Origin of the sequence: Marilutibacter chinensis (assembly GCF_021725675.1) — a bacterium.
GTDB lineage: Bacteria > Pseudomonadota > Gammaproteobacteria > Xanthomonadales > Xanthomonadaceae > Marilutibacter > Marilutibacter chinensis.
Genome location: NZ_JAKJPO010000015.1, coordinates 97,939 through 121,801 on the forward strand (window position 1 = coordinate 97,939; position 23,863 = coordinate 121,801).

Annotated in this window: 24 protein-coding genes, 2 tRNA genes and 1 pseudogene; 12 read left to right on the top strand and 15 right to left on the bottom strand. The window is 66.4% G+C overall.

The features are described 5' to 3' along the window. Positions 1-134: 134 nt before the first annotated feature. The 4 genes from L3V18_RS16570 to thiS form a co-directional block, all read right to left on the bottom strand. Complete coding sequence (locus L3V18_RS16570) at positions 135-1,973, bottom strand: SLC13 family permease (RefSeq protein WP_237056386.1); 1,839 nt, start codon at positions 1,971-1,973, stop codon at positions 135-137. Positions 1,974-2,072: 99 nt separating this feature from the next. After that, on the bottom strand, positions 2,073-2,855 hold the full coding sequence (trmB, locus tag L3V18_RS16575; protein ID WP_237056387.1) for a tRNA (guanosine(46)-N7)-methyltransferase TrmB: 783 nt from the start codon (positions 2,853-2,855) through the stop codon (positions 2,073-2,075). Beyond that, a complete protein-coding gene (locus L3V18_RS16580; protein ID WP_237056389.1) occupies positions 2,855-3,649 on the bottom strand; it encodes a thiazole synthase in 795 nt (264 codons plus the stop codon). Before L3V18_RS16580 ends, trmB begins: the two co-directional genes overlap by 1 nt. A gap of 224 nt (positions 3,650-3,873) precedes the next feature. Then, entirely contained in the window at positions 3,874-4,071 is a 198-nt protein-coding gene (thiS, locus tag L3V18_RS16585; RefSeq protein ID WP_237056391.1) for a sulfur carrier protein ThiS, read from the bottom strand. A gap of 298 nt (positions 4,072-4,369) precedes the next feature. Here thiS and L3V18_RS16590 point away from each other — a divergent pair, with 298 nt between their 5' ends. From L3V18_RS16590 to L3V18_RS16620, 7 genes are all read left to right on the top strand, one after another. Further along, on the top strand, positions 4,370-6,202 hold the full coding sequence (locus tag L3V18_RS16590; protein WP_237056393.1) for an autotransporter domain-containing protein: 1,833 nt from the start codon (positions 4,370-4,372) through the stop codon (positions 6,200-6,202). Positions 6,203-6,314: 112 nt separating this feature from the next. Continuing rightward, positions 6,315-6,388: transfer RNA gene (locus tag L3V18_RS16595), tRNA-Gly, on the top strand. Between the two features lie 111 nt (positions 6,389-6,499). After that, positions 6,500-7,018 (top strand): ATP-dependent zinc protease family protein, encoded by a 519-nt coding sequence (locus L3V18_RS16600; protein ID WP_237056396.1) that lies wholly within the window; start codon positions 6,500-6,502, stop codon positions 7,016-7,018. A gap of 36 nt (positions 7,019-7,054) precedes the next feature. Next, complete coding sequence (gene rimK, locus L3V18_RS16605; protein WP_237056398.1) at positions 7,055-7,966, top strand: 30S ribosomal protein S6--L-glutamate ligase; 912 nt, start codon at positions 7,055-7,057, stop codon at positions 7,964-7,966. A gap of 193 nt (positions 7,967-8,159) precedes the next feature. Further along, positions 8,160-8,609, top strand: a complete 450-nt coding sequence (locus L3V18_RS16610) for a hypothetical protein (RefSeq protein WP_237056400.1) — start codon at positions 8,160-8,162, stop codon at positions 8,607-8,609. Positions 8,610-9,017: 408 nt separating this feature from the next. Then, a complete protein-coding gene (locus L3V18_RS16615; RefSeq protein WP_237056402.1) occupies positions 9,018-9,701 on the top strand; it encodes a response regulator transcription factor in 684 nt (227 codons plus the stop codon). Further along, positions 9,688-11,022, top strand: a complete 1,335-nt coding sequence (locus tag L3V18_RS16620) for a sensor histidine kinase (RefSeq protein ID WP_237056403.1) — start codon at positions 9,688-9,690, stop codon at positions 11,020-11,022. The genes L3V18_RS16615 and L3V18_RS16620 overlap by 14 nt, the downstream gene beginning before the upstream one ends. A gap of 269 nt (positions 11,023-11,291) precedes the next feature. Here L3V18_RS16620 and L3V18_RS16625 read toward each other — a convergent pair whose 3' ends face one another. The 3 genes from L3V18_RS16625 to metF form a co-directional block, all read right to left on the bottom strand. Further along, positions 11,292-12,212 carry a branched-chain amino acid transaminase gene (locus tag L3V18_RS16625; RefSeq protein WP_425493551.1) on the bottom strand — a complete coding sequence of 307 codons (921 nt, stop codon included), beginning with the start codon at positions 12,210-12,212 and terminating at the stop codon, positions 11,292-11,294. A gap of 73 nt (positions 12,213-12,285) precedes the next feature. Continuing rightward, complete coding sequence (locus L3V18_RS16630; protein WP_237056405.1) at positions 12,286-12,990, bottom strand: hypothetical protein; 705 nt, start codon at positions 12,988-12,990, stop codon at positions 12,286-12,288. Between the two features lie 127 nt (positions 12,991-13,117). Then, on the bottom strand, positions 13,118-13,942 hold the full coding sequence (metF, locus tag L3V18_RS16635) for a methylenetetrahydrofolate reductase [NAD(P)H] (RefSeq protein ID WP_237056406.1): 825 nt from the start codon (positions 13,940-13,942) through the stop codon (positions 13,118-13,120). Between the two features lie 188 nt (positions 13,943-14,130). Here metF and L3V18_RS16640 point away from each other — a divergent pair, with 188 nt between their 5' ends. The 4 genes from L3V18_RS16640 (at position 14,131) to L3V18_RS16655 (ending at position 17,499) form a co-directional block, all read left to right on the top strand. Further along, positions 14,131-15,060, top strand: coding sequence for an alpha/beta fold hydrolase (locus L3V18_RS16640; protein WP_237056407.1), 930 nt, complete (start codon positions 14,131-14,133; stop codon positions 15,058-15,060). Positions 15,061-15,098: 38 nt separating this feature from the next. Beyond that, complete coding sequence (locus L3V18_RS16645) at positions 15,099-16,142, top strand: sensor histidine kinase (protein WP_237056408.1); 1,044 nt, start codon at positions 15,099-15,101, stop codon at positions 16,140-16,142. After that, on the top strand, positions 16,139-16,873 hold the full coding sequence (locus L3V18_RS16650; RefSeq protein WP_237056409.1) for a LytR/AlgR family response regulator transcription factor: 735 nt from the start codon (positions 16,139-16,141) through the stop codon (positions 16,871-16,873). The genes L3V18_RS16645 and L3V18_RS16650 overlap by 4 nt, the downstream gene beginning before the upstream one ends. A gap of 68 nt (positions 16,874-16,941) precedes the next feature. Further along, entirely contained in the window at positions 16,942-17,499 is a 558-nt protein-coding gene (locus tag L3V18_RS16655) for a DUF3228 family protein (protein ID WP_237056410.1), read from the top strand. Between the two features lie 111 nt (positions 17,500-17,610). Here the strand turns inward: L3V18_RS16655 and L3V18_RS16660 are convergent, their stop codons facing one another. The 4 genes from L3V18_RS16660 to L3V18_RS16675 all read right to left on the bottom strand — a co-directional run bounded on the left by L3V18_RS16660 (position 17,611) and on the right by L3V18_RS16675 (position 19,497). Then, complete coding sequence (locus L3V18_RS16660; RefSeq protein WP_237056412.1) at positions 17,611-18,060, bottom strand: GFA family protein; 450 nt, start codon at positions 18,058-18,060, stop codon at positions 17,611-17,613. 67 nt (positions 18,061-18,127) lie between these two features. Beyond that, positions 18,128-18,619 carry a DinB family protein gene (locus tag L3V18_RS16665; RefSeq protein ID WP_237056414.1) on the bottom strand — a complete coding sequence of 164 codons (492 nt, stop codon included), beginning with the start codon at positions 18,617-18,619 and terminating at the stop codon, positions 18,128-18,130. 56 nt (positions 18,620-18,675) lie between these two features. Then, a complete protein-coding gene (locus L3V18_RS16670; protein ID WP_237056416.1) occupies positions 18,676-19,020 on the bottom strand; it encodes a hypothetical protein in 345 nt (114 codons plus the stop codon). A 144-nt stretch (positions 19,021-19,164) separates the two neighbouring features. After that, the gene (locus L3V18_RS16675) at positions 19,165-19,497 is read right to left on the bottom strand and encodes a hypothetical protein (protein WP_237056417.1); all 333 of its coding nucleotides are present in this window, start codon (positions 19,495-19,497) and stop codon (positions 19,165-19,167) included. A 1,634-nt stretch (positions 19,498-21,131) separates the two neighbouring features. On the opposite strand from L3V18_RS16675, the pseudogene L3V18_RS16680 reads away from it, so the two are divergent. Continuing rightward, positions 21,132-21,248: pseudogene (locus tag L3V18_RS16680) on the top strand (helix-turn-helix domain-containing protein); the annotation flags it as partial. Between the two features lie 20 nt (positions 21,249-21,268). On the opposite strand, the gene L3V18_RS16685 reads toward L3V18_RS16680, so the two are convergent. From L3V18_RS16685 to L3V18_RS16700, 4 genes are all read right to left on the bottom strand, one after another. Further along, positions 21,269-21,625 (bottom strand): S-adenosylmethionine decarboxylase, encoded by a 357-nt coding sequence (locus L3V18_RS16685; protein ID WP_237056419.1) that lies wholly within the window; start codon positions 21,623-21,625, stop codon positions 21,269-21,271. Positions 21,626-21,702: 77 nt separating this feature from the next. Then, positions 21,703-22,173, bottom strand: coding sequence for a hypothetical protein (locus L3V18_RS16690; protein WP_237056421.1), 471 nt, complete (start codon positions 22,171-22,173; stop codon positions 21,703-21,705). A 610-nt stretch (positions 22,174-22,783) separates the two neighbouring features. Then, positions 22,784-22,871: transfer RNA gene (locus tag L3V18_RS16695), tRNA-OTHER, on the bottom strand. Between the two features lie 130 nt (positions 22,872-23,001). Beyond that, the gene (locus tag L3V18_RS16700) at positions 23,002-23,313 is read right to left on the bottom strand and encodes a hypothetical protein (RefSeq protein WP_237056423.1); all 312 of its coding nucleotides are present in this window, start codon (positions 23,311-23,313) and stop codon (positions 23,002-23,004) included. Between the last annotated feature and the right edge of the window lie 550 nt (positions 23,314-23,863).

Genomic DNA, 23,863 nt, shown 5'->3' on the forward strand with positions numbered 1-23,863 from the left:
GAATCGCCCCCTGACTCGAGGGGCCGGGGCCAATGGCGTGGGAACGGCGTAGACCGTGACCGGGCCTTCATGATGCTCCAGTCGCGGCTTGCGCCGCTCCTGCGAGTGGCGAAGGCTGCCCGCCCTCAGCCCCGTCAGAACAGCAGGTTGACCATCAGCACCGCGATCGCGGTATAGGCCAGCGACAGCGGCGCGCCGATCTTCCACAGTTCCCTGGCGCTGTAGCCGGCCGGCCCGGTGATCATCGAGATCACGGGGTTGGAGGCGGTCATGAAATTGTTCGATGCCGACAGCGCGACGATCAGCGCGAACGCGGTCGGGTTGCCGCCGGCCGCGAGCGCGATGTTGATCGCAAGCGGCACCACCACGATCGTCGCCCCGACATGGCTGATCACCAGCGAGAACGCCGTGGTGAGCAGGCCCAGCAGCAGTTGCATGATCCAGGTCGGGGTGCCTTCGGGCAGTTGCTCGATGCTGTGCCCGGCGACCCAGGCGGCCGCGCCGCTGGAGTCCATCGCCCAGCCCAGCGGAATCAGGCAGGCCATCATGAAGACGGTCTTCCAGTTGATCGCCGCGTAGGCCTCGTCGATGTGGATCACCCCGGCGATCAGCATGCCGGCCACGCCGGTCATAAGCGCCAGCGAGACCGGCAGCCGCGACGACAGCGCCAGCAGCATCGCGACGGCGAAGATGCCCATCGCGATCTTGAACTTGTGCGGGCGCTGCTCGCCCTTCGGGTAGTCGGTGACCACGACCAGGTCCTTGCCCGCGGCGGCCTTGGCCAGGTCGGTCCAGATGCTGTGCAGGACCAGCATGTCGCCCGAGCGCAGCGGCTGGTTGCGCACGTCGTCGCGCAACACCGTCCTTTCGCGGTTGATCGCCAGCAGGCTGATGCCCCGCTGCTTGCGCAGCTCGAGTTCCCGGCCGGTCTTGCCGATGAAGCCAGAGGTCGGCGGAATCACCGCCTCGGAGATGCCGGCGCGGCTCGGGTTGAACAGGTCGCCGAAGTTGCGCAGCCGCGAGCTCATGCGCAGGAAGTTGTTCTGCGCGAAATCGGCGACCTGCTGCTTCGGACCCATCGCGCCGAGCACGCTGCCCACCCAGATCCGGGTGTCGGCCGGCGGCGCCAGCCGTTCCTCGCTGTTGCTCTTCAGCGCCAGCAGCAACGGCACCCCGTGCAGGGTCTCGGCCTCGCCCAGCGACATGCCGACCAGCGGACTTTCCGCGGTCACGGTGAGCTCGTAGACGTCGCCCTCGATGCCGTAGGCCTTGGCGAAGTAGCTCTGGGTGCGTGCGGGGGTCACGCCCTTGCCGACCTCCTCGCGCTCGAGCTTGTGGCCGAAGAAGTGGAAGTAGGCCAGCGCCGCCGCCAGCAGGGTCAGGCCGATCGGCAGCGGCGCGAACATCTTCAGCGGTTCCAGCGTGGCCGCGCCCGACGGCAGGTTGCTGTTGGCCGCGACCAGCAGGTCGTTGAGCAGGATCAGCGGAGAATTGCCGACCATCGTCAGCGCGCTGCCCATGATGATCGCCGCGGCGATCGGCAGCAGCAGCCTCGGCAGCGACAGGCCGGTGCGCGAGGACAACCGCGAAGCGACCGGCAGGTACAGCGCCATCACCGCCGGGTTCTGCATGAACGAGGAATTGAGGCCGGCGATCGCGCCGGTCAACAGCATCAGCCGCTGTTCGATGCCATGCGCGCGACGCAGCAGCCAGGCGGCGAGGCGGTTCAGCGCGCCGGTACGGTCGAGTCCGGCGCCGAGGACCATCGTCGCGATCACGCTGATCACCGCCTGGCCGGAGAATCCATTGAACAGCTCGTCGGGGGCGACCAGTCCGGACAGTCCGAGCATCACCAGCACGCACAGCGCGACGACGTCGGCGCGGATCCGCTCGAACAGGAACATCACCATCGTGAAGCCCACCAGCCCGAGGACGAGCTTCATGTCGGTGGTGAGCGTCAGCGCGGTGTCCATTACTTTCAGGGCTGGGGGTTGAGGGCCGAGGGCTGGGGATGCGGGCGCACAGGGGCGGCAGGCACACGTCTTGCCCCGCCGGCCCTCGGCCCTTGCTCTTCAGCCCTTGTCATACAGCAGGTCCCAGACGCCGTGCCCAAGCCGCTGGCCGCGGGTCTCGAAGTGCGTCTGCGGGCGCCACGGCGGCCGCGGTACCGAGCCGCGCGCGCCGGCGCGATTGCTCAGCCCCCCTGTAGCGTCGAGCACGTCCCACATATGTTCCGCATAGTCCTGCCAATCGGTGGCGAGGTGCAAGCGCCCGCCCGTTGCGAGCTTGCGTACCAGCAGCGCGGCGAAGGCCGGCTGCACCAGCCGGCGCTTGTGGTGACGCTTCTTGTGCCAGGGGTCGGGAAAGTAGATCCGGACTTCGTCGAGGCTGCCGTCGGCGATCTCGTTCTCCAGCACCTCGACCGCATCGTGATGGTAGAGGCGGACGTTGCCGGCACCGTCCTCGGCGAGCGCGTTGAGCAGGCGGCCGACGCCGGGGGCGTGCACCTCGATGCCGATGTAGTCGCGGGCCGGGTCCTGGCCGGCGGCGAAGCGCAGCGCCTCGCCGTTGCCGAAGCCGATCTCCAGCACCCGCTTGCCGGCGCGGCCGAACACCGCGTCGAAATCGCGCAGCCGGCCTTCGTAGTCAAGCCCGAAGCGTGGCCAGAGTTCGTCGAACGCGCGCTGCTGGGCCGGGGTGAAGCGGCCCTGGCGCAGCACGAAGCTGCGGATCTGGCGACGTCCTTCGTGGACGGTGAACGGCTTGGGTGGGGCCTTGCCGCCGCCGGTACGGCCGTCGCCGGCGGTGCTGTCGGATGGCTCGTCGCCGGACGGCTTGTCGGACTCTCCGGCCATCAGGCGATCAGCCCGTCCACCGGGCTGGAGGCCGAGGCGTAGCGCTTGCGCGGGATGCGGCCGGCCTTGAACGCGGCGCGGCCGGCCTCGACCGCCAGCTTCATCGCGTGCGCCATCAGCACCGGATCCTTCGCGCCGGCGATCGCGGTGTTCATCAGCACGCCGTCGCAGCCCAGTTCCATCGCGATCGACGCATCGGAGGCGGTGCCGACGCCGGCGTCGACGATGACCGGCACCTTCGCGTTCTCGACGATTTCCAGCAGGTTGTAGCGGTTCTGCACGCCCAGGCCGGAGCCGATCGGCGCGGCCAGCGGCATCACCGCGACGCAGCCGATCTCCTCCAGCCGCCTGGCCAGGATCGGGTCGTCGGAGGTGTAGACCATCACCTCGAAGCCGTCCCGGACCAGGGTTTCGGCGGCGGAGAGGGTGGCGACCACGTCGGGGAACAGGGTCTTCTGGTCGCCGAGCACCTCCAGCTTGACCAGGTTGTGGCCGTCGAGCAGCTCGCGCGCGAGCCGGCAGGTGCGCACCGCGTCGTCGGCGGTGTAGCAGCCGGCGGTGTTCGGCAGGATCGTGAACTTTTCCGGCGGCAGCACGTCGAGCAGGTTCGGTTCGCCCGGGTTCTGCCCGATGTTCGTGCGGCGGATCGCGACGGTGACGATCCCGGCGCCGGCGGCCTCGGTCGCCAGGCGGGTTTCCTCGAGATCCTTGAACTTGCCGGTGCCGGTGAGCAGGCGCGAGGCGTAGGTCTTGCCCGCGATGACGAGCGGGTCGGTGCGGTGGGGGGCGTTCATCCGCGCATTATCACATCTGCTGCAAGTCTTGCGGTGGGCTGCGACGAGCCTGGCCGGTCCGGCCGCTGGATTACGGGCACGTCGCCGGCGCCTTGCGCCCCTTTGGTAAGGGGGCGGTGAGCACTGCAGGCGCGAGCGGGGATTGGAGGCATGGCCTGGGGCCCGAAGTTTGCAACGCAAACTTCGGGAGCTTCATTGGCGTATGCGCCAATGAAGGCGGCCGCTCACCCGCCGCCCAGGGCGTGGACGATTTCGACACGGTCGCCGTTGCGCAGCAGGTGCCCTGCGTGGCGACTGCGAGGCACGATCTCGCCGTTGACCTCGACCGCGACGCGGCGTTCGGCCAGGCCCTCGCTTTCGACCAGGGCGGCGATGGTGGTGGCGTCGGTGCGGCGCGTCTCGCCGTTGAGGATGATCTCCATGCGGCCATTGTCCTGCCCGCGACGGCGGGTGTGAAGCCGGCGGCCGGCTCCGAGGCCCGAGCGGGCCGTGCGGCGGCCGCCGGATGCGGCGGTCTATGACGGATTCATGACGCACTGCGGCGTGAATCGCGACCGCGTGCGCGGTATTGCTGTGTCCATCCGCCGGCGTATGCCGGCGGCCGCCATTGCCGGCTCACCGGCTCCGACGCGACGACCGGCGATACAGCGCCTGGCGCATCCGTCGGCAATCCCGCACGACCTCCTTTTGGCTTGACCACCGACTCACATAGGGACATCGATGAAGACACCCGCACGCACCCTGCTAGCCACCGCGCTGGCGCTGGCCGCCGCGCCGGTCATGGCGCAGACCTATTCGCAGACCATCTTCTTCGGCGACAGCCTGACCGACTCCGGCCACTACCGCCCGGCGCTGGTCCAGCAGGCCGGTCCGGGTGCCGCGATCCTCGGCCGCTTCACCACCAACCCCGGCCTGGTCTGGTCCGAATACCTGGCCGACTTCTACGACGCGGAGGCGTGGAGCGCCAACCAGGGCGGCACCAACTACGCGGTCGGCGGTGCCCGTGTCGGTACCGACAGCGTGGGTGCGCTCGGCCCGACGCCGTCGCTGGCCACCCAGGTTTCCAACTATCTCGCCAGCACCGGCGGCCGCGCCGATCCGAATGCGCTGTACACGGTCTGGGGTGGCGCGAACGACATCTTCGCGGTGACCGCCGGCGCGCCGCCCGAGCAGACGATCGGCGCTGCGGTGACCACCCAGATCGGCCTGGTCGGCAGCCTGCAGGCGGCCGGCGCACGCTACGTGCTGGTGCCGACGATCCCCGACATCGGCCGCACCCCGGGCTTCCTCGCCCAGGGCGCGCAGGCCTCGGCCATCGGCACCCAACTGTCGATGAGCTACAACGACGCGCTGTTCAACGGCCTGGCCGGCGCCGGGCTGCGGGTGATCCCGATGGACACCTTCCACCTGCTGCAGGAGATCGTCGCCGATCCGACGGCCTACGGTTTCAGCAACGTCACCGGCACCGCCTGCCAGCCGCAGATCACCGCGCAGTCGGTCACCTGCAATCCGGGCACCTACGTGACCCCCGACGCCGCCGACACCCACGCCTTCGCCGACGGCGTGCACCCTTCGTCGAAGGCGCACGGGATCCTGGCCGACTACGCGGTCTCGATCCTCGAGGCGCCACGCCACGCCACGTTGATGTCACATGCGCAGAGCCTGACCGGCCGTACCCGCGCCGGACGCGTTTCCGCACAACTGGACGGGCGTGCGGACGGCGACGGCATGCGCGGCTGGGCCGACCTGCGCGGCGACTACCAGCGCTTCGACGAGGATGCGGGGCTGATGGTCGATGCCGAGGGACTGGGGCCGGCGCTGATGGCCGGCGTCGACTGGCGCAGCGGCAACCTGGTCTACGGTGGCTATCTCGGCTACGGCCGACAGACCCTCGACTTCGGTCGCGACCATGGCGAGTTTTCCTACGACGATGCGAGCCTCGGCGGCTATCTCGGCTGGCGTGGCGAGCGCGCGTGGGTGACCGGACAGCTCGGCTACAGCTGGTCGAGCTACGACTTCGACCGCAAGGTCGCGCTGGGCGAGGCGACCCGCCAGCATCGCGGTTCGGCCGACGGCAGCAACCTGACCGTCGCCGTCGACGCCGGCTACGAGTTCGTCCACGGCGCGCTGCGGCACGGCCCGGTGGTCTCGCTGGTGTCGCAGACGATCGAGATCGACGAACTGGCCGAGAACCAGGCATCGCTGTCGACCTCGCTGGCCTACGCCGAACAGGACATCGATTCGCTGGTCGGCAGCGTCGGCTGGCAGTTCCAGGTCCAGGCCGGCGAGCACCTCGCGCCGTATGCGCGGGTCGCCTGGGAGCACGAGTTCGAGGACCGCGACGACGAGGCGTTCGCGCGTCTGCAGTCGTTGCCGGCCGCCGCGCCCTATGCGGTGCCGGGGCTGCGGATCGACGACGACTACGGCACGCTGACCGTGGGCGCGCGCAGCCGGATGTTCGGTCTGGATGCCGATGTCGGCCTGTCCGGAATGGTGGCCCGCGAGGGGACCGACACGGTCTCGGTGTTCCTCAACCTCGGTCGCGGGTTCTGACCGGTTGGTCGTTGCACGAGCCGGTCGGCCGCGAAGCAGGGCCGGCGCCTGTCCCGGGCGCCGGTCCGACGCGTTGCCTGGAGGCCGGCGCGGAGCGTAGACTCTGCCGCATGCGGGTGTAGTTCAATGGTAGAACCTCAGCTTCCCAAGCTGATGGCGTGGGTTCGATTCCCATCACCCGCTCCAGTTTCCGGCGGCGGCCCCGATTCCTAGCGGACGGGGCCGCCGTCGTTCGTTCCGGCCCCCATCCGTCGCGCTGCGCGGCTGCGGCAGCGTCCAACGTCTCCAGGAGATCCGATGTCGAACCCGACACCGACGCCGGCGGCTGCCAGCATCGTGCTCGGCTGGCGCGAATGGGTCGCGCTGCCGGCGCTCGGTCTGGATGCGGTCCGCGCCAAGGTCGACAGCGGCGCGCGCAGTTCGGCGTTGCATGTCGATCGCCAATGGCGTTTCGTCGAGGGCGGGGCGCCGTGGGTCGGCTTCGCGCTGACCCCGGGCGCGGGACCGGACACGGACGGAGAGGCCGGCATCCGCGCGGTCGAAGCGGTCGCGCCGGTGTTCGACGAGCGCGAGGTGACCGACTCCGGTGGCCATACCACCCGCCGGGTGTTCCTGTGCACGACCATGCGCCTGGCCGGCATCGAGCGCGAGATTGAAATCAATCTGTCGGACCGGCGCGGCATGCTGTTCCCGATGCTGCTGGGACGCACCGCCATCGCCCCGACGTTCACGATCGATCCGGCACGCTCCTTTCTCCACGGCCGTCCCCCGGCGGACGGTGCCACCGTTCATCGCCGTCCCCATGTTCCCCGATGACGCCGCCATGAAGTCGTCGCACCGGATGTCGCCGCCATGAAGTTCGCGATCCTGTCGCGCAACACCAAGCTGTACTCGACCCGGCGTCTGGCCGAAGCCGCGCGCGAACAGGGCCACTCCGTGCGCGTGCTCGATCCGCTGCGCTGTTACATGCGGATCGCCACCGACGGCTTCCAGATGCACTACAAGGGCCGCGAGATGAGCGGGTACCACGTGGTGATCCCGCGCATCGGCGCGTCGGTGACCCGCTACGGCAGCGCGGTGCTGCGCCAGTTCGAGCTGATGGGCACCTTCACTCCGAATCCGTCCGACGCGATCCTGCGCGCGCGCGACAAGCTGCGCAGCCACCAGATGCTCGCCGCCCAGGGTATCGGCCTGCCGGCCACGGTGTTCGGCGACAACCCCGACGACACCAACGACCTGCTGTCGATGCTCGGTCCGCCGCCGCACGTGATCAAGCTCAACGAGGGCACCCAGGGTGCCGGGGTGATGCTGACCGAGAAGCTGTCGGCATCGCGCGGCGTGATCGAGGCATTGCGCGGCCTGTACGCGCAGTTCCTGGTGCAGGAGTTCGTCGCCGAAGCCAAGGGCGCCGATCTGCGCTGCTTCGTGGTCGGCGGCAAGGTGGTCGCGGCGATGAAGCGGCAGGCGCCCAAGGGCGACTTCCGCTCCAACCTCCATCGCGGCGGCCGCGCCCGTGGAGTGAAGGCGAGCCTGACCGAACAGGACGTCGCCATCCGCGCCGCCCGTGTCCTCGGACTGGGCGTGGCCGGCGTCGACCTGATCCGTTCCGCGCGCGGGCCGCTGGTGCTTGAGGTCAACGCCTCGCCGGGACTGGAGGGGATCGAGGAGGCGACCGGCGTCGACGTCGCCACCGAGATCGTCCGCTACTCGGCCGACCGCCACAAGCGTCGCGCGGCCAAGCGCGCAGCCGCACGCCGGGGCTGAGCGCGGGGAGAGGGCTGGTCTTCCGGCTTTTGCCGTTTCTGGCGGCATCGCAGGAGCGGGCTCGCGGCGGGCCGGCGTTGGCGTAGCGTCGGCGTTCCGGCGCCCGATCGACGCGCCGATCACCCGTGAGAAGGAGTTTCCGATGAAGTCATGTCTTTCCCGTTCCCGCCCCTTGCTCCCGTCCCTGGTCCTGTTGCTGCTCGCGGGCGTCGCCGGCAACGCGGCCGCGATGCAGATGGACCTGCGCGGGAGCCGGAGCTTCGATTCGCAGCGCTCCGTCATCGAGCGGGACCTGGCCGACGGCGAGAAATATGCCGAGTTGACGGCCGAGGACCGGATGCGCGTGAAGGCCTCGCTGGACCGGATGCAGCGGCTGATCGAGCAGTCCGGCCCGGTCGTGCAGATGCAGCCGGACGAGCAGGTCGAGCTGTTCAACGAGCAGGAAACGGTGAACCAGATCCTCACGGCGGCAGCCGAGGACAGCCGGCTGGTATGCCGGCGCGAACAGCGGACGGGAAGCCGGTTCGTGACCAGCTCCTGCATGACCGTCGCCGAGCGCCGTCGTCAGAGGGAGGCCAGCGTGGAATCGCTGCCCGCGGGCAACGTCACCCCGGAAAGCGTCCTGCGCGACCGCAGCATGTGAGTGCCCGTCGCCTTGGATCGATTGGCCCTCCAGTAGTCGGAATTTCGTGTTTTAGTAGAATATGGCTGCAGTTTCGGCGAATTTGTCGGTATCTTGCTGGCGAAGTTGCAGGAAGGTCGAACCCTTTAACGACAGCTTAATCGGATCCGGGGTAGTCTTGCCTGACCGCAGCTCTGCCGGTTCCAAGTCAGTCGGCTGGATACAGCGGGTTACGGTATCGGGGCAGTACCCTTTGCATTGTTGGCCCAGGTGCGGCGATCCCGCCCCTGGGCTTTTTCTTGCCGCGGCGTTCGCGGACGGCTCTGGCAGAATCGGCGCTGAGCGGTGACCGACAGTCGCGGAACCGGATGCCAGCGGCGCCTGTCCAAATCCTGTTGCCACCGATACCCCACATTGAAGGAAGGCGTGATGCGCATACTTGTGATCGAGGACAATCAGGACATCGCCGCCAATCTTGGCGACTTCCTGGAAGATCGCGGCCATACCGTCGACTTCGCTGCCGACGGCATCACCGGGCTGCACCTGGCCGTCGTCCACGACTTCGACGCGATCGTGCTCGATCTCAACCTGCCCGGGATGGACGGCCTGGAGGTCTGCCGCAAGCTGCGCAACGAGGCCCGCAAGCAGACGCCGGTGCTGATGCTGACCGCACGCGACAGCCTCGAAAACAAGCTGTCCGGCTTCGACTCCGGTGCCGACGACTACCTGATCAAGCCGTTCGCGCTGCAGGAGGTCGAGGTGCGGCTGAACGCGCTGGCGCGGCGCGGCCGCGGCGTGCAGACCCGCGTGCTCAACGTCGCCGACCTGGAATACAACCTGGACACCTTGGAAGTGCGTCGCCAGGGCAAGCTGCTGCAGTTGAACCCGACCGCGCTGAAGATCCTGCAGGCGCTGATGGAGGCCTCGCCGGCCGTGGTGACGCGGCAGGAACTGGAGACCCGGGTGTGGGGCGAGGAGCTGCCCGACTCCGACAGCCTGCGCGTGCACATCCACGGCCTGCGCGCGGTCGCCGACAAGCCCTTCGAGACGCCGCTGATCCAGACCCGCCATGGCATCGGTTACCGCATCGCACCGCCCGATGACCGAGGCTGAAGCAGCGCCCCGGCGCCTGCGCCGCCGCCGGCGGTTCCGGCGCCAGCTCCGCAGCCGCATCATCCTGGCCTTCGTCCTGCTCGGTTTCGGGCTGACCGCGCTGTTCGCGTGGGCGACCAACTACACCCGCACCCGGGTCGAGAACCAGTTGGTCGAAGACGTGATGAACAGCAACATCGACGCCTACGCGGACAAGTACTACTCCGCGCCGGGACAGACCCCTGGCATCGATTTCCAGCAGATGGTCGGGCGTGTGGTCAAGCGCGAGAACTTCGAGACGCTGCGCTACGAGCAGCCGGACTGGTACGAGCTCGGCGACGGCATCCACAACATCTCCGGCACCAATCCCGACGGTTCGCCGTTCGCCTACAAGCTGGCGGTGCGCAAGACGCCCAACGAATGGTTTTTTCTCGCCTACGACATGACCCAGTCGGTCAGGGGCGAGAAGCAGTTCAACCGCGCGATCTATGGCTCGGTGCTGGTGTTCACGCTGTTGTCGCTGCTGGTCGGCTGGTGGGCGGCCTCGCGGGTGATGAGCCCGGTGTCCGAACTGGCCACGCGGCTGAAGGAATCGGGCAGCAGCTCGCGGCCCGACCAGCTCGCCAGCCACTTCCCGGACGACGAGGTCGGCCAGCTGGCCGAGGCGCTGGACGACTATTCCGCGCGCCTGACCGACGTGGTCCAGCGCGACCGCGAGTTCAACGCCGACGTCAGCCACGAGCTGCGCACACCGCTGGCAGTGGTCAAGGGTGCGGTCGAACTGCTGCTGTCGGCGCCCGATCTCGACGACAAGACCCGCAGCCGGCTGTTGCGGATCCAGCGCGCCGAGGCGCAGTGCACCGACCTGATCAGCGCGCTGCTGCTGCTCTCGCGCAACGAGCGCGGCCACGGGGCCACCGACGTCGGCAGGCTCGCCGAACAGCTGCTCGATGCCCACCGCGCGCAGATCGCCGGCAAGCCGCTGGAGCTGCGGATCGAGGGGCGCTCGGAGCTGGTCGTGGACGCCCCGGAGGCGGCGGTCTCGGTCGCGCTCGGCAACCTGATCGGCAATGCGGTCAAATACACCAAGCGCGGCGAAGTGATCGTCCGCCTGCTGCCGGAGTCGGTCGAGGTGATCGATTCCGGTCCCGGCCTGAGCGCGGAAGATGCGGCCAAGCTGTTCGAGCGCGGCTACCGCGGCACCCATGCCGGCCACTCGCAGGGCGGCGGCATCGGCCTGTCGATCGTGAGGCGGCTGTGCGACCTCTACGGCTGGAGCGTCCGGGTCACCCCCGGCGAGGTCGAGGGCGTGGTCGCGACGCTAAGCTTCCACACCCGCTAGCCCCGTAGGAGGGGTGTAGGAGCAGCGTAAGCCGCGATCCCCCGGCTGTGCCCGTGAGTCCCCAAAGCCTGCGGCGCGACCGCAACCTCTGGCTCCCCGCCGTCGCGTTTCCATCTCCCACTCGCGCCCACGCGAATCGCCTCCCGACCCAGGGTGGTGCGCGCCGATATCGCAGGAGCGGCTCAGCCGCGATCGAGCCGTCCCATGAAAGCTCCATCGCGGCTTGCGCCGCTCCTACCGTAGCTCCCGTGATCGGAGAAGACCTCGGCCTACAGGGCCTCCAGCCAGCCGTGGCGGTCGGGGGTGCGGCCGTCGAACAGTCCGAAGAACAGTTCCTGCAGCCTGCGGGTCACCGGGCCAGGCCTGCCGGTGCCGACCTGGCGACCGTCGACGGAGCGGATCGGGGTGATCTCGGCGGCGGTGCCGCACATGAACAACTCGTCGCACAGGTACAGGTACTCGCGCGGCAGGTCGCGTTCAACCACCTCGATGCCGTGGTCGTGGGCCAGGGTGATCAGGCTGTTGCGGGTGATGCCGTTGAGCAGCGCGGCACTGACCGGGGTCGTGTGCAGCGCGCCGTCGAAGACCAGGAACAGGTTCTCGCCGGCGCCCTCGCTGAGCAGGCCGGTCGACGCCAGCGCGATGCCCTCGCCGAAGCCCAGGCGCCGCGCCTCGCGCGCGATCAGCTGGCCCGACAGGTAGTTGCCGCCGGCCTTGGCGCCGGCCGGAATGGTGTTGGGGGCGAAGCGCTGCCAGCTCGACACGCAGGCGTCGATGCCGGTCTCCAGCGCTTCATCGCCCAGGTACGGCCCCATGAACCAGGTCGCGACCGCCATCTCGATCGGCGTTTCCGCCGACAGTCCGAAGCCGCCCAGACCGCGCCACGCGAACGGCCGCAGGTAGGCGCGGCTCAGGCCGTTGCGGCGGATCACCTCGCGGCAGGCGGCGTTGATCGTGTCCAGGTCGTACGGCAACGCCATGTCGTAGATCCGGGCCGACGCATACAGCCGCTTGTTGTGGTCGGTGAGGCGGAAGATCGCCGGGCCGTCGGGGGTCTCGTAGCAGCGGATGCCTTCGAACACCGACGAACCGTAGTGCAGACCGTGGGCCATGATGTGCGTGGTCGCGTCCTGCCAGCGCTTGATGTCGCCGTTGTGCCAGATCCAGTCGGGGTACTGCATTGCGGGCATCCGAAGTCGGGAAAACTCGCCCATTCTGCCGCGTGCCGCGACCGTGCCCAAGTGTCTGCATGCGGCGGCCGGCTCAGTCGCGCAGCCACCAGCAGCCGAAGTGGCGGGTCAGGCCGAAAACCGTGCTGGACGGGGTGCTGCCGTCGGACAGGGTCTGCTCGATCCGCAGCGCGACCGGGCGTTGCGGCGGAGGCGTGGATGTCGGCGAAGGCTCCGGCGGGGCGGGCGAGGCCGGCGGTGGGTCTGCCGACGGCGGAGGCTCCGGATCGGACGGCAGCGGACGGCCCCAGTCGGTCCAGTCGCCGGTCGTCGCCGGCGATGGCGATGACGTGTCGCCGGCAGCACCGCGCTCCGCCATCGAGGCCGGCACGGGCGTGGGCAGGGGCATGGGATCCGGTGGCGCCGGCATTATCGGCACGAAGCCTATCAGCGGTCGATGGACCAGCCGGTCGAGCCGCTCGATCACCGCGTAACCGCTGCTGGAGGACATCCCGGCCCAGTGATACAGCCCGGCCAGGCGGTTGGCGTCCTGGCTGTCGAAGGCCAGCCCCAGTTCGAACACCAGCTCGTCGATGCTGCGCATGCAGCGCGGACGGTACAGGCCGGAGCGGCCGGTCGACGCGCCGGCATCCGGACGCCGGGACACGCTGTCGACGTCCTCGCAGCGACGGTCGGTGAACACGCTGGTGCCGTCGGCCGCGGTGCAGCGCCGGATCTGGCCGGCCGCGGGCGCCGGCAGCGCGAGCAGGGCGCCGACAGCCAGCAGCCCGGTCAGCACGGGCGCCGCGTGCTGGGAGCGGAGAGCGGCGGACGGGCGCGGCGATGGCATCCCGCGAGCCTAACGCCGTGGCGCCCGTCGCGGGTAATACGGAGGTCGGGTTTTCGGCAGCGCTCCGGGACCGCGTTCAGGCCAGCCGTTCGATGACGCTCTGGGTCGGCCGGGCCATGTTGAGGGTGTAGAAGTGCAGCGACGGCGCACCTCCATCGATCAAACGCTGGCACAACTGGGCGACCACGTCGGCACCGAACGCGCGCACGCTGGCCGCGTCGTCGCCGTAGGCCAGCATCCGCTGCGCGATCCAGCGCGGGATCTCGGCGCCGCACATCTCGGAGAAACGGCGGATCTGGCTGAAATTCGAGATCGGCATGATGCCCGGCACGATCGGGATGCCGACGCCGGCCGCCCGCACGTCGTCGACGAAACGGAAGTAGGCATCCGAGTTGTAGAAGTACTGGGTGATCGCGCCGTCCGCGCCCGCATCGACCTTGCGCTTGAAGTGGGCCAGGTCGGCGTGCGCGTCGCGCGCCTGCGGGTGGGTCTCGGGATAGGCGGCGACCTCGACGTGGAAGTGGTCGCCGGTCTCGGCGCGGATGAACTCGACCAGCTCGCTCGCGTAACGCAGGTCGCCGGGACTGACCATGCCCGAAGGCAGGTCGCCGCGCAGCGTGACCAGGCGTCGCGCGCCCATTGCCTTGTACAGCTTCAGCAGGCCACGGATCTCCTCGCGCGAACCGCCCATGCAGGTGATGTGCGGTGCGGCGCTGTAGCCGTAACCGCTCGCCAGGCGCTGGATCGCTTCCGGGGTATGGCTGAGGGTCGATCCGCCGGCGCCGAAGGTCACGCTTACGTACTCCGGTGCATGGGCCTTGAGCTTGGCCGCGGTGCGGTCGAGTTGCGTGCGCTGCTCATCGGTCTTGGGCGGATAGAACTCGAAGCTGATCGGGATCATGGGCCGGCCGGGGCGGTGGTTTCCGCGGAATTATATCGCTTCATCGCGATAAATATTCAAATACGGGGCGCGGTGGGCCGTCCGTCCCGGCCGCCGGTCGTCCGGCCAGGCGGCCGTTCCTCATTTTTTGTCCCCGGTCGCAGTGGCGATGCCCATGCTGGATGCCACTCCACTTCGAGGAATGCGACATGTCCAGTTCGTCCCCGTTCTGCAAGCCGGTATCGCGCTGGATCGCGATCGCCGTCGCCATCATGGCCGCGATCGGTTCCGGTCAGTCGAAGGCCGATACGCACGGCTTCCGCGACATCCGTGTCGAGGTCGTCGGCGAAGGCCGGCCGGTGTTGATGATTCCCGGCCTCAACAGCGCCGGCGAAACCTGGACCGAGACCTGTGCCGCGCTGCAGGCCGACCATGTGCAATGCCACATCGTGACCCTGCCGGGCTTTGCCGGCCAGCCGGCGATCGGGCAGGTGGCGGAGGGCGACTGGCTGGATGCCATGCGCGATCGCCTGCTCGACTACGTCGAGGTCCGCAAGCTGGAGCGCCCGGTGGTGATGGGGCACAGCCTGGGCGGCTTCGTCGCGCTGCAGATGGCGGTCGAACGGCCCGCGGCGTTCGATCGCGTGATCGTGGTGGACGCGCTCGCCTTCCTCGGCGCGGTGCAGAACCCGGCGGCCACCGCCGAGTCGTCCCGGCCGATGGCCGAGGCGATGCGTACCCGCATGCGGGAGCAGGACGAGGCCGCCTACCGGGCCGGCATCGTCAACGCCGTGCAGGGGATGACCCGGGATCCGCGGCGGGTCGACACCCTGGTCGCCTGGGGCGAGGCCAGCGACCGTGCGACCACCGCGCAGGCGATGTACGAAATGCTGACCCTCGATCTGCGCGGGCGGCTCGGCGAAGTCCGCGTGCCGACCCTGGTGCTGGGCTCATGGGCAGCGTACGCCCGCTTCGGGGCGACCCGGGATTCGGTCGAACAGACCTTCAAGACGCAGTACGCGGAGCTGGACGGCGCGCGCATCGAGCTCAGCGATGACGGCTACCATTTCCTGATGTGGGACGATCCGCAATGGCTGCAGGCGCAGGTGCGCGACTTCCTGCCCGCCGCGGGGCGGTAGTTCATTCCATCCGCGCCGCCATCCTTCCGGGGAATGCAATGACCCGTACCGATCTGCGCTTCGCCCTGCTCAACCTGCTGCCGGCGATGGCCTACGCCGGATTCATCCTCGGCCTGCAGGCATTGGCCGCAGGAGGCCGGATCATCCCGCTGGTGGCGTGGCTGGCGGGAGCGCTCGGCGCCGGTCTGTGGCTGTTGACCGGCGTGGTGCGCTGGCTGGCACTGCGCAATGGCTGGTTCGCGCTGGCCCCGCTCGCGTTGGTGTGGCGGCTGGTGGTGGCAGTAGTGCTGGGAGGATTCCTGCTGCAACTGGCGGCACGCAGCGTGCTGGTGCTGGCCGATGCGCTGGGCTGGGTCGGTTTGCCTGCCGGAGATGCCTATGGCCCGCGTGCGATGCTGCTCTACACCGTGCAGACCAGCCTGATCCTGGGCTTGTGGCTGGCCCTGTGGAGCGGCTGGCAGCTGCTGTCGCAGCGCCGGCAGAGCGAACTCGCGCGGCTGCGGGCCGAGTCGCAGCGCAGCGTGCTGGAGCTGGACGCACTGCGCGCGCGGCTCAATCCGCACTTCGTGTTCAACGCCCTCAACAACGTGCGGGCGCTGATCAACGAGGAGCCGGCGCGGGCGCGCGAGGCGGTCACCCGCCTGTCCAACATCCTGCGTCACGCGCTGGAGCACAGCCAGCGCGAATCGGTCGCGTTCGTCGAAGAGCTGGCGGTGGTGGACGACTACCTGGCGGTGGAAAGCCTGCATTACGAGGACCGCCTGCGCGTGCATCGCGACATCGCCGGCGCCGCGCTCGACGCGCAGCTGCCACCGATGCTGTTGCAGCTGCTGGTGGAGAACGCGATCAGGCACGGCATCGCGACCGTGCCGGGTGGCGGCGACCTGGGAGTTTCCGCCTGGCGGCACGACGACCGCCTGATGATCGAGGTCAGCAACCCGGGGCGGCTGGACGCCTCGGCCGGCGGCCATGGGGTCGGCCTCGCCTACCTGCGCACGCGGCTCGCGCGCGAGCCCGGCAACCGTTTCGAACTGCAGCAGAACGGTCCGCGCGTGCTGGCGCGGCTGGAGATCGCGCAATGACCGCAACGCTGCGCACGCTGATCGTCGACGACACCCGGCTGGCGCGACAGGAGCTGCGCACGCTGCTGGCCGCGCACCACGAGGTCGAGGTGGTCGGCGAGGCCGACGACGTGCCGGCCGCGCGTGCGGCGGTGGAGCGGCTGCTGCCGGATCTGTTGCTGCTCGACATCCAGATGCCGTCCGGTTCCGGCTTCGACCTGCTGGACGCGCTCGAAACGGCGCCCGCGGTCGTGTTCACCACCGCCTACGACCGTTACGCGCTGCAGGCCTTTGCCGCGAACGCCCTCGACTACCTGCTCAAGCCGGTCGACCCGACGCGCCTGGGCGAGGCGCTGGCGCGGGTCCGTGAGCGACTGGCGCAGCGCGGAGCGGCTCCGGCGCCGGAACGGCCGTTTCTCGGTGCCGGCGACCAGGTGTTCCTGCGCGATGGTGAGCGCTGCTGGTTCGTTACTTTGGACGAGGTCAGCCGGATCGTGGTCGACGGCAACTACGCCAGCGTCCGGTTCAGCGAGCACAAGGCCACGATCGCGCGCAGCCTGAGCGCGCTGGAAGCGCGGCTGGATCCGGCACTGTTCTTCCGTGCCAACCGCAACACCCTGGTCAACCTGCGGATGGTGCGGAAGATCGACCTGGCGGTCGGCGACGGCTACGAACTGACCCTGCGCGATGGCAGCGTAGTTGAAGTGTCGAGACGGCAGGCGCGGGAACTGCGCGAGCGGCTGGCGCTGTAGGGCGCGCGCCGGGCGGTATCCTGTGCAACGGTTCCGCCTGCACGTCCATCGGCATCTTCCAGCGCCCAATGACCATCGTCCTGACGCCATTCGCCCGCACCCGGCTGTTCCCGCGCGAGCCGCGCGGCAACACCATCCGGGACTGCACGCCGGAGCAGTTCGAGCGCCATCTCAACGCGCATGCGCCGCTGAAGGTGCTCGACGGCTACGCGCCGTTCTGCAAGCTGCACGTGCACCGCAACTGGACCACGACCCGCTGCCTGACCGTGCCGGTCACCGACGCCAATCGCCATCTGCTGCGCAGCGCCTACGAGGCACGCACGAGAGACGAGCTGCCGGTGCTGGTGCGCTGGTTCGAAGGCGTCGAGCCACCGGTCGCAGACTACCTCGTGGTGATCCTCTACAGCGCGGCGCAACTGGAGAAGGAGGGCGCACCGATCGATGGCGACTGGGGCATCGTCGGCTGCCTGTACACCGCCGAGCCCGAGGAGATCCCGATGGCGCCGATCACGATGATGCGCAATGCGCTCGGGGTGGAGGAGGGCGGTTCCGGCGTTCCGCTGGACCGCGAGGCCTACCGACGCGCGGTCGAGTTCTGGGAAAACAACGCGAACTGGCGGCCGTAGGCGCGAGAAACGACGACGCCGGAATAGGCGGAAAGCGTTCTTCAGCGACCGGGGCAGTGCCCTGTTCTCCAGCCATCCGCGCGGAACGCCCGATGTGGCTCGTCTCGATCGTCAGGTGCCGGAGATCAGCAACTCCGTGTCCGGGACCCACAACTGCAGCCACCTGCCGACCTTCTCCTCGGGTCCGAGGAGCTGGGGCGATGCCGTGCCGGGAGCGCCAAGCGCAACCGGATCGTCGAGGCAGCCGGCGTTGACTGCGCCAAACAGGCGACGGTCGTGCTCATGGGTGACCGCCACAAGCACTCCGCAGCGGGCGCATAGCTGGAACCTCGCGGCTCCGGAGCCCTGCCGATACGAGAGCAGGGCGGCAGCTTCCGAGACCGCAATCCGTAGCCGGCCATCCGGATCCGAAACGTACGCGGCGCCATGCTTGCGGCAGAAGGAGCAGTCACAGGCCCTGGGACCGATGGCGGCGGGATCGAGGCGGGTGGAGAACTCAACCCGCAGGCTGCCGCAGTGGCAGCTTCCATGAAGCGTGGTTGCGTTCCCTTCCAACGACATGGCTGCACCTGTTGCATTACGCCTGTGGTAATCCGCACCGCGACGCGGCATTGGCTCGAGTGGGTCGTCAGGTCGCGTTGCGGCGACCGGGTTCATTCAAATGCAGGAAGCGGGTGAACGTGTCCTTTGGACGATCGATGCCGCACGCGGCCAGCGCCATGCCCACATTGCCCCGATGATATGCACCATGTGCCAGAACGTGGAACAGCATCTCCTCGCGGGTCATGGAGCCGCGATCCCCATCCGTGAAGGTGAACGGGACAGGCTGGGCGAGCTCGCTGCCTGAAATCCGGCTGACGTACCGCTGATACCACTCATCGGATGCGGAAATTCTGTCGCGGAGCTGGTTGAGGCTGGGAGTTTCGGGCGTGTTCGTGTCCTGGAACTCGTGCGTTTCTCCGCTCAGATGAGCCGCGAAGATGCGATCCACGACGTACGTGTGGTGCATGAGGCGTACTGCCAGTGTCCATTGCTCGGGGTGTCGAGATGGATCGATCTTCGCGATCGAGTCGAGAATCTCTGCATTGGCCCAGGCCTTGTAGCGGAACTTGCTCTTCATGGGTATCCCGTTGGTTCCATGACGCCTGAATCAGGCCGCGCCGCGTGGACGGATTGTCAGGCTCCGGAGCCACGCTCCGCAACTCTGGCTGCGGCCATGCGGGCAACCCTCGTGCTCCTGTCCACGAGTAGTGCTGACGAGATCAGCCGATAGGTGTCTTGCGGCATCTCGTCAAGGAAACAGGCTGTGCGGAAGCGCACTTCCGCGTGGCCATGGCTTGCGAACTCTGACCAGAGACCGAGAACGACTGGATAGTCGGTGCTGCTCTTGCGGAGCCACTTTCCCGCATTCTCCCAGACCCCGCTGCCACCCAGTACAAATGCATCCCGGATGCTGGAAGCAAGACGCTCCTCGGAACCCACTCCGTCGATCAGGTCGTGGACGGCATCGATCACCGCCATGAGCAAAGGGAGCTGCTCGGCTCTCCGAACATAGCGGGCCTCGCTCTGTTTCTCGTGGTCTCTTCCGTAAGTGAACATGTCCGTCCAGTGGCCTGACGCCAGGATCAAGCCGAGCCGCGAAGCGGCTTGGGTTTGAATGAATTACTAGGCTGTACCCAGCACCGCTGCCCACAGCACGGGCGCCAAGACGAGTACAAGCACGATGACAGGGCCAATAGCGGCAGCCAACCACAGTGGAATACGCTTGTGTCTATGGACCGCAGCCGCAGCCAGCACGCTGCCCAAGACGACTGAGCCCCAGAATGTCGAGTTGCTCCGGGCCAGCGGAACGTCAGGAGTGAGCAGGCGGGCTGTCAGGAAGATGGCCAAGGGCGGGATCGCAAGGCCAGAAACAAGCGCGGCAAGCGAATGAGCAAGACGCCAGGGTTGCCGTGTTGTCGAGAGTGCTGCTTTTGCTGGCTGATACGGATTGCTCATGTGTAGCCTAAAGTCCGAGTTAAGCCGACCCGGAGCGCGGCGGCGACTGCGTGCTAGCGTAGCGTAGGCGCGCAGGCGGCGCACCGATTCGGGTTCGGTTTGAACGAACCGTTAGGTCTCAGTTGCATGCAAGTGTCCTGTGGTCTTGCCACTTGCTGGGTCTGGGCAGTGATACCAGCTCTCATGAGGAGAGAATTCATAGCACCATAAGCACTGCGTGTTGCGCCACTGATAGGAACAGCCCGGGCATACGCCACGTGTCCAGAAAGTATTCCACTCAGTGCCGCAATCATTGCGGGTGCACATCCAAAGATCATCACCGCCAGGGCGCCAAGCACACAAAGGACAGTAGATTTCTGGCGCTGACATGAGTGGTTCTTCCAAGGCCTAACGCTTGAATTAAGCCGCGCCACGAAGCGGCGTCGGCTTGAAGGATACCCGACTGCAACCGTTCCGCTTCCCGCGAGCATTATTTCGAAAAATGCTTAACGGAGGGGAGTCCATACATGAATTGTTGGGCCGAAGTCCGGGGTGCTCCACCCTACGGATTGCTTGCATGCGTGCTATGGGAAAGTTTCGTTTGAAGCGCGTCGGAGAGGTCCATGTCACCAGGTGAGACGGGAACCGCACGGGCGCACATATCGGCGGCTGTGCTGCCGACCCACTGCTCGTAAGGATCTGTCTTGATGGTGGCGAAATCGACCCAATCCGCATTGGCGCTAACAGCCATACGCACCTGTCCGCAAAGCATGTAGCTGCGCGCGCCATGGTCGTTCTCGCGGTAGCGGAGATCGACATTCCGAAAACCGTCAGGGCGGGGGGCGTGGGACGCGAAGTCCGATGCAGAAGACGCGATGAGCGAGTTCTGCAGATCTTGGAGGTACGCGCTACTTTCATGAGCGTCCGTTCCTGCAGCGACGCTCAGTAGCAGAGCAAGCCAAAAAGCGCGAGAAGGCAACATTTCAATCGTTGGGCATGGTTCCAGATGAATACGTAGGGACGGACCGGGGGATTTCAATGCGGCCAACGCCTGAACTAAGTCGAGCCGCGAAGCGGCTTCGGCTCGAACGAACTGTTAGGCGCCGGCAGGATGTCCTGCTCTGCGCCTAAGGTACGAGCCTACTGTAGTGCCCACTATGAGTGCACCTACGAGCACGACGAACTCGAGAAGTACCAATGGTGGGAAGCTGACGCGCAAGCTGCCCACCAACGCCAGCAAGAGTGCGGTGCCGAGAATGACTTGAAGGATGAGTACAGACCAAGCGTGAGTAAATGGCCGGTGGCCCTGACGATAAGAGAGGTTGGCGAAGATTGCTGCGCCCGCCAAGAGAGAGGCTAGGGAGCTTACTGGTAGGACATTGACACTCGTTGGCGCGACTGAGGCTTCAACGAAGCCGATAGTGACCTGCGCCACCAGCAGAGCCAATGTGTACCTGACGACCTTTCCCCAGTTCATGAGGTCCTTTCTTCTGGTGCCTAACGCCAGAGTTAAGCCGACCCGCGAAGCGGGTTCGGCTTGAACGAATTGTTAGGTGCCACAGGTTAACAAAGTAAGTGCAACACCTGCGGTGCCCAGAAATGGAGAGGTGAGCTGGCAGACTGAAGGAGATCACTCCGGCAAGAGACGGTCCCCGATGTACCACCAGCTCACCGAGATGGAACGATACCCCCTGTCCGTGCTCAAGCGGGAAGGGCGGTCGCTGCACCGCATTGCCCAGGCACTGCAGCGCAGCCCCAGCACGATCAGTCGTCCGGCAGCCTGTTTGAACAATTAGAACTCTCGGTGCTCGAGTTGCGAAGCGCCGAAATGGCGCTGCGTGAAATCGAGTGCTTGGCGGACATCAAAAGCCTTGCAGGTAAACAAGACCGTTGCAAAGAACTTGCGCTCCGACCAGACATAGAGCGAAATCCCCGAATCGATTAGCGGAATGAAAGCATCAAAGCCAGCGTTCTCTAACTTTCCCTCGCCAGCAGGGGAGTGGATGATCGGTGTTCCGTAAGTCCGCAGGCTCAAATGCGCCGCTATGCCTGTCAAGTAGTCCTCAACCGAGGCGTGATCGACCGCGACGGTATAGAAGCCCTCGATCAATAAGCGCTGTCTGGTTATGTCTGGGGCAAGATCGCGCATGAAACTCCCTGTGGGGCCTAACGCCTGAAATAAGCCGCGCCGCGAATCGGCGTCGGCTTGATTGAGTTGTTAGGCGGCTACAAGGTGAACATAACGATCTTTGTGGCCGCCTTTGCCATAGCTTCTTCCGTGCGATCGCATCTCAGTTGAGCATCGCTCGCGAACTGTTCGTCGTCTTCTATGAGCTTCAGAAAGCGAGGTTTGTGGTGCGCCAAGCCTGACTGATTCATCTCGTAAGTCTCATCCCAAAGCGACCATGCCTGTCGTTTGCAGCCCTCAAGGTACTTCAGATCCGACTTAAGTTGCTCCGCCTCATCTGTCAGAGATGCGCGCGACTTGTCTGACGCACGATCCATCGCGTTCAATAGGCCTTCTAGCCTATCTCCAAGGCGATCGAACGTTGCTCTTGCCTTGTCAATTCGCACCAAAAACTCCGACTTCTCGCGCGAGAATGCAAGACGGGATTCCTCCTCACCGACGCGAACCGAATGTCGATGCGCACGATAGCTAATCCAGCCGGATAGCAACGAGATTGCAAGAGCTGCCACCGCGATGATGTCCGAAGTTTCCGTAGCCGCCTAACGATTGAGTTAAGCCGAGCCGCGAAGCGGCTTCGGCTTGAATGAATTGTTAGGCCTCATCTTCGCGGGGCTCATACGGCTCTTGAATCCACTCGGTACCAGGGGCCTGTCTTGTGGCACACCAGCTTGGCGGCATTTCCGCCAGCTCACCAATAGTGAGATCTCGCTCCACCATGCAGCCGAGGCACACCAGTTTGAGGTCTGCTGTGTCGAGCGTGGTGCCGCACAGGAATTGCCAATCTCCGTCGGGATCATGATAGACCTCGCGAATTGGCTCAAGTCCATCCATGACTTGCCGAGTAGTGAACACCCCGGTCTCAACTGGGAGATTGAATGGCCAAGAATGGAATGAGTGGGAATGGCTCATATGAGGCCTAACACCTGAGTTAAGCCGCGCCGCGAAGCGGCGTCGGCTTGGACGAATTGTTAGGCGCCAGAGTACCCGAAGGTGAAGGCCCAAGCCCGGCTGGCACCGAATGGGCTGCCGGGGACTCTCTGACACCGGGGACGCCACCCACCAGCACCTTGCGCCGAGAAGATGCTGAGCATGCGGATTGCGGAGCAAGACTCTAAGAGGCGCCGACGGCAGGGGTTGAACCTGCACCCAGAAGGCTAACCCGCTGGGACCACTGTGGTGGTGCATGTACCAATTCCGCTACGCCGGCAAGAAACGATTACGCGCCTAACGCCAGAGTTAAGCCGACTCGTAGCGGGGCGGCGGATAGGTGCTAGCGTAGCGTAAAAGCACCTAGCCGGTGCCCCGATACGGGTTCGGCTTGAACGAGTTGTTAGCCGTCATGCCCGCTTGGTGGATGTCTTTTTGACTGCTTTTTTGGCAGCTTTCCTCTTGGCCGCCTTCTTGACTCGGACAGTCTTTCCTTTGCCTTCAATGAGATCAGCAAAGGCCTGCCATGTCATACGTTTTCTGTTGACGGAGTTGCCGCGCGGAAGCCATTCGATATTGCCCTTGCTAATGAGCAGGGTGCCGAGCTTTCCGGTGCTACTGGTTTTGACGATGACTTCCAAATCCTTGTTGGCAACAACCTTGGTGTGGAGCTTTGCGCTTACTTCGTGAGCCATGATGTCCCCCTTGGTGACGGCTAACACCAGAATTAAGCCGACCCGCGAAGCGGGTTCGGCTTGAATGAATTGTTAGGCATCAACCACAAGAATCTCGCTATCCCACGCGCTGTGCCTGCCGGATGGAAATGGCCTTCGCCCTGGGAATTTCTGGTCTGCAATGGAAAGCATGGAAATCCTGGCGAGGTCAAAGCGGCGCCACTCAGGGAGCGGGCCGCCTGAGCTGCTGGAGCCACCAGTCTGATACCCGAGGAATTGCACCGCTCCGTCTTTGACGCCAAGGACGTGAGGCTCTGCTAAGCGGGGATGGCCGCTGTAGGTGAATGAAACTAATGACTTGGAACGGATGGCTTGCTCGATCAACTGCTGAGTCATACGAGAATCCTCCATTGATGCCTAACACCTTATGTCTTGGCTTTCCCCTACTGTAAGCGCCGAGAGCCCGGCGTGCGCGCCCGATAACGCCTCGGTGTCAGCACCACCGTAATTCAGCAGGGGCCGCACGCCGGATCTCGCGCCCTGCGCCCGAACAGTTGATCGAGGTTGTCCTCGAACTGATAAGCGTGGGCCTCGGGCG

What these genes read in the sequence shown, in the direction of transcription:
- L3V18_RS16660 (WP_237056412.1), bottom strand. Translation starts at nt 18,060, where the DNA reads ATGTCGTTGGAAGGGAACGCAACCACGCTTCATGGAAGCTGCCACTGC.
- L3V18_RS16665 (WP_237056414.1), bottom strand. Translation starts at nt 18,619, where the DNA reads ATGAAGAGCAAGTTCCGCTACAAGGCCTGGGCCAATGCAGAGATTCTC.
- L3V18_RS16650 (WP_237056409.1), top strand. Translation starts at nt 16,139, where the DNA reads ATGACCGCAACGCTGCGCACGCTGATCGTCGACGACACCCGGCTGGCG.
- L3V18_RS16580 (WP_237056389.1), bottom strand. Translation starts at nt 3,649, where the DNA reads ATGAACGCCCCCCACCGCACCGACCCGCTCGTCATCGCGGGCAAGACC.
- L3V18_RS16600 (WP_237056396.1), top strand. Translation starts at nt 6,500, where the DNA reads ATGTCGAACCCGACACCGACGCCGGCGGCTGCCAGCATCGTGCTCGGC.
- L3V18_RS16570 (WP_237056386.1), bottom strand. Translation starts at nt 1,973, where the DNA reads ATGGACACCGCGCTGACGCTCACCACCGACATGAAGCTCGTCCTCGGG.
- L3V18_RS16655 (WP_237056410.1), top strand. Translation starts at nt 16,942, where the DNA reads ATGACCATCGTCCTGACGCCATTCGCCCGCACCCGGCTGTTCCCGCGC.
- L3V18_RS16620 (WP_237056403.1), top strand. Translation starts at nt 9,688, where the DNA reads ATGACCGAGGCTGAAGCAGCGCCCCGGCGCCTGCGCCGCCGCCGGCGG.
- thiS (WP_237056391.1), bottom strand. Translation starts at nt 4,071, where the DNA reads ATGGAGATCATCCTCAACGGCGAGACGCGCCGCACCGACGCCACCACC.
- L3V18_RS16685 (WP_237056419.1), bottom strand. Translation starts at nt 21,625, where the DNA reads ATGCGCGATCTTGCCCCAGACATAACCAGACAGCGCTTATTGATCGAG.
- L3V18_RS16615 (WP_237056402.1), top strand. Translation starts at nt 9,018, where the DNA reads ATGCGCATACTTGTGATCGAGGACAATCAGGACATCGCCGCCAATCTT.
- metF (WP_237056406.1), bottom strand. Translation starts at nt 13,942, where the DNA reads ATGATCCCGATCAGCTTCGAGTTCTATCCGCCCAAGACCGATGAGCAG.
- trmB (WP_237056387.1), bottom strand. Translation starts at nt 2,855, where the DNA reads ATGGCCGGAGAGTCCGACAAGCCGTCCGGCGACGAGCCATCCGACAGC.
- L3V18_RS16590 (WP_237056393.1), top strand. Translation starts at nt 4,370, where the DNA reads ATGAAGACACCCGCACGCACCCTGCTAGCCACCGCGCTGGCGCTGGCC.
- L3V18_RS16670 (WP_237056416.1), bottom strand. Translation starts at nt 19,020, where the DNA reads ATGGCGGTGATCGATGCCGTCCACGACCTGATCGACGGAGTGGGTTCC.
- L3V18_RS16645 (WP_237056408.1), top strand. Translation starts at nt 15,099, where the DNA reads ATGACCCGTACCGATCTGCGCTTCGCCCTGCTCAACCTGCTGCCGGCG.
- rimK (WP_237056398.1), top strand. Translation starts at nt 7,055, where the DNA reads ATGAAGTTCGCGATCCTGTCGCGCAACACCAAGCTGTACTCGACCCGG.
- L3V18_RS16625 (WP_425493551.1), bottom strand. Translation starts at nt 12,212, where the DNA reads ATGCCCGCAATGCAGTACCCCGACTGGATCTGGCACAACGGCGACATC.
- L3V18_RS16640 (WP_237056407.1), top strand. Translation starts at nt 14,131, where the DNA reads ATGTCCAGTTCGTCCCCGTTCTGCAAGCCGGTATCGCGCTGGATCGCG.
- L3V18_RS16675 (WP_237056417.1), bottom strand. Translation starts at nt 19,497, where the DNA reads ATGAGCAATCCGTATCAGCCAGCAAAAGCAGCACTCTCGACAACACGG.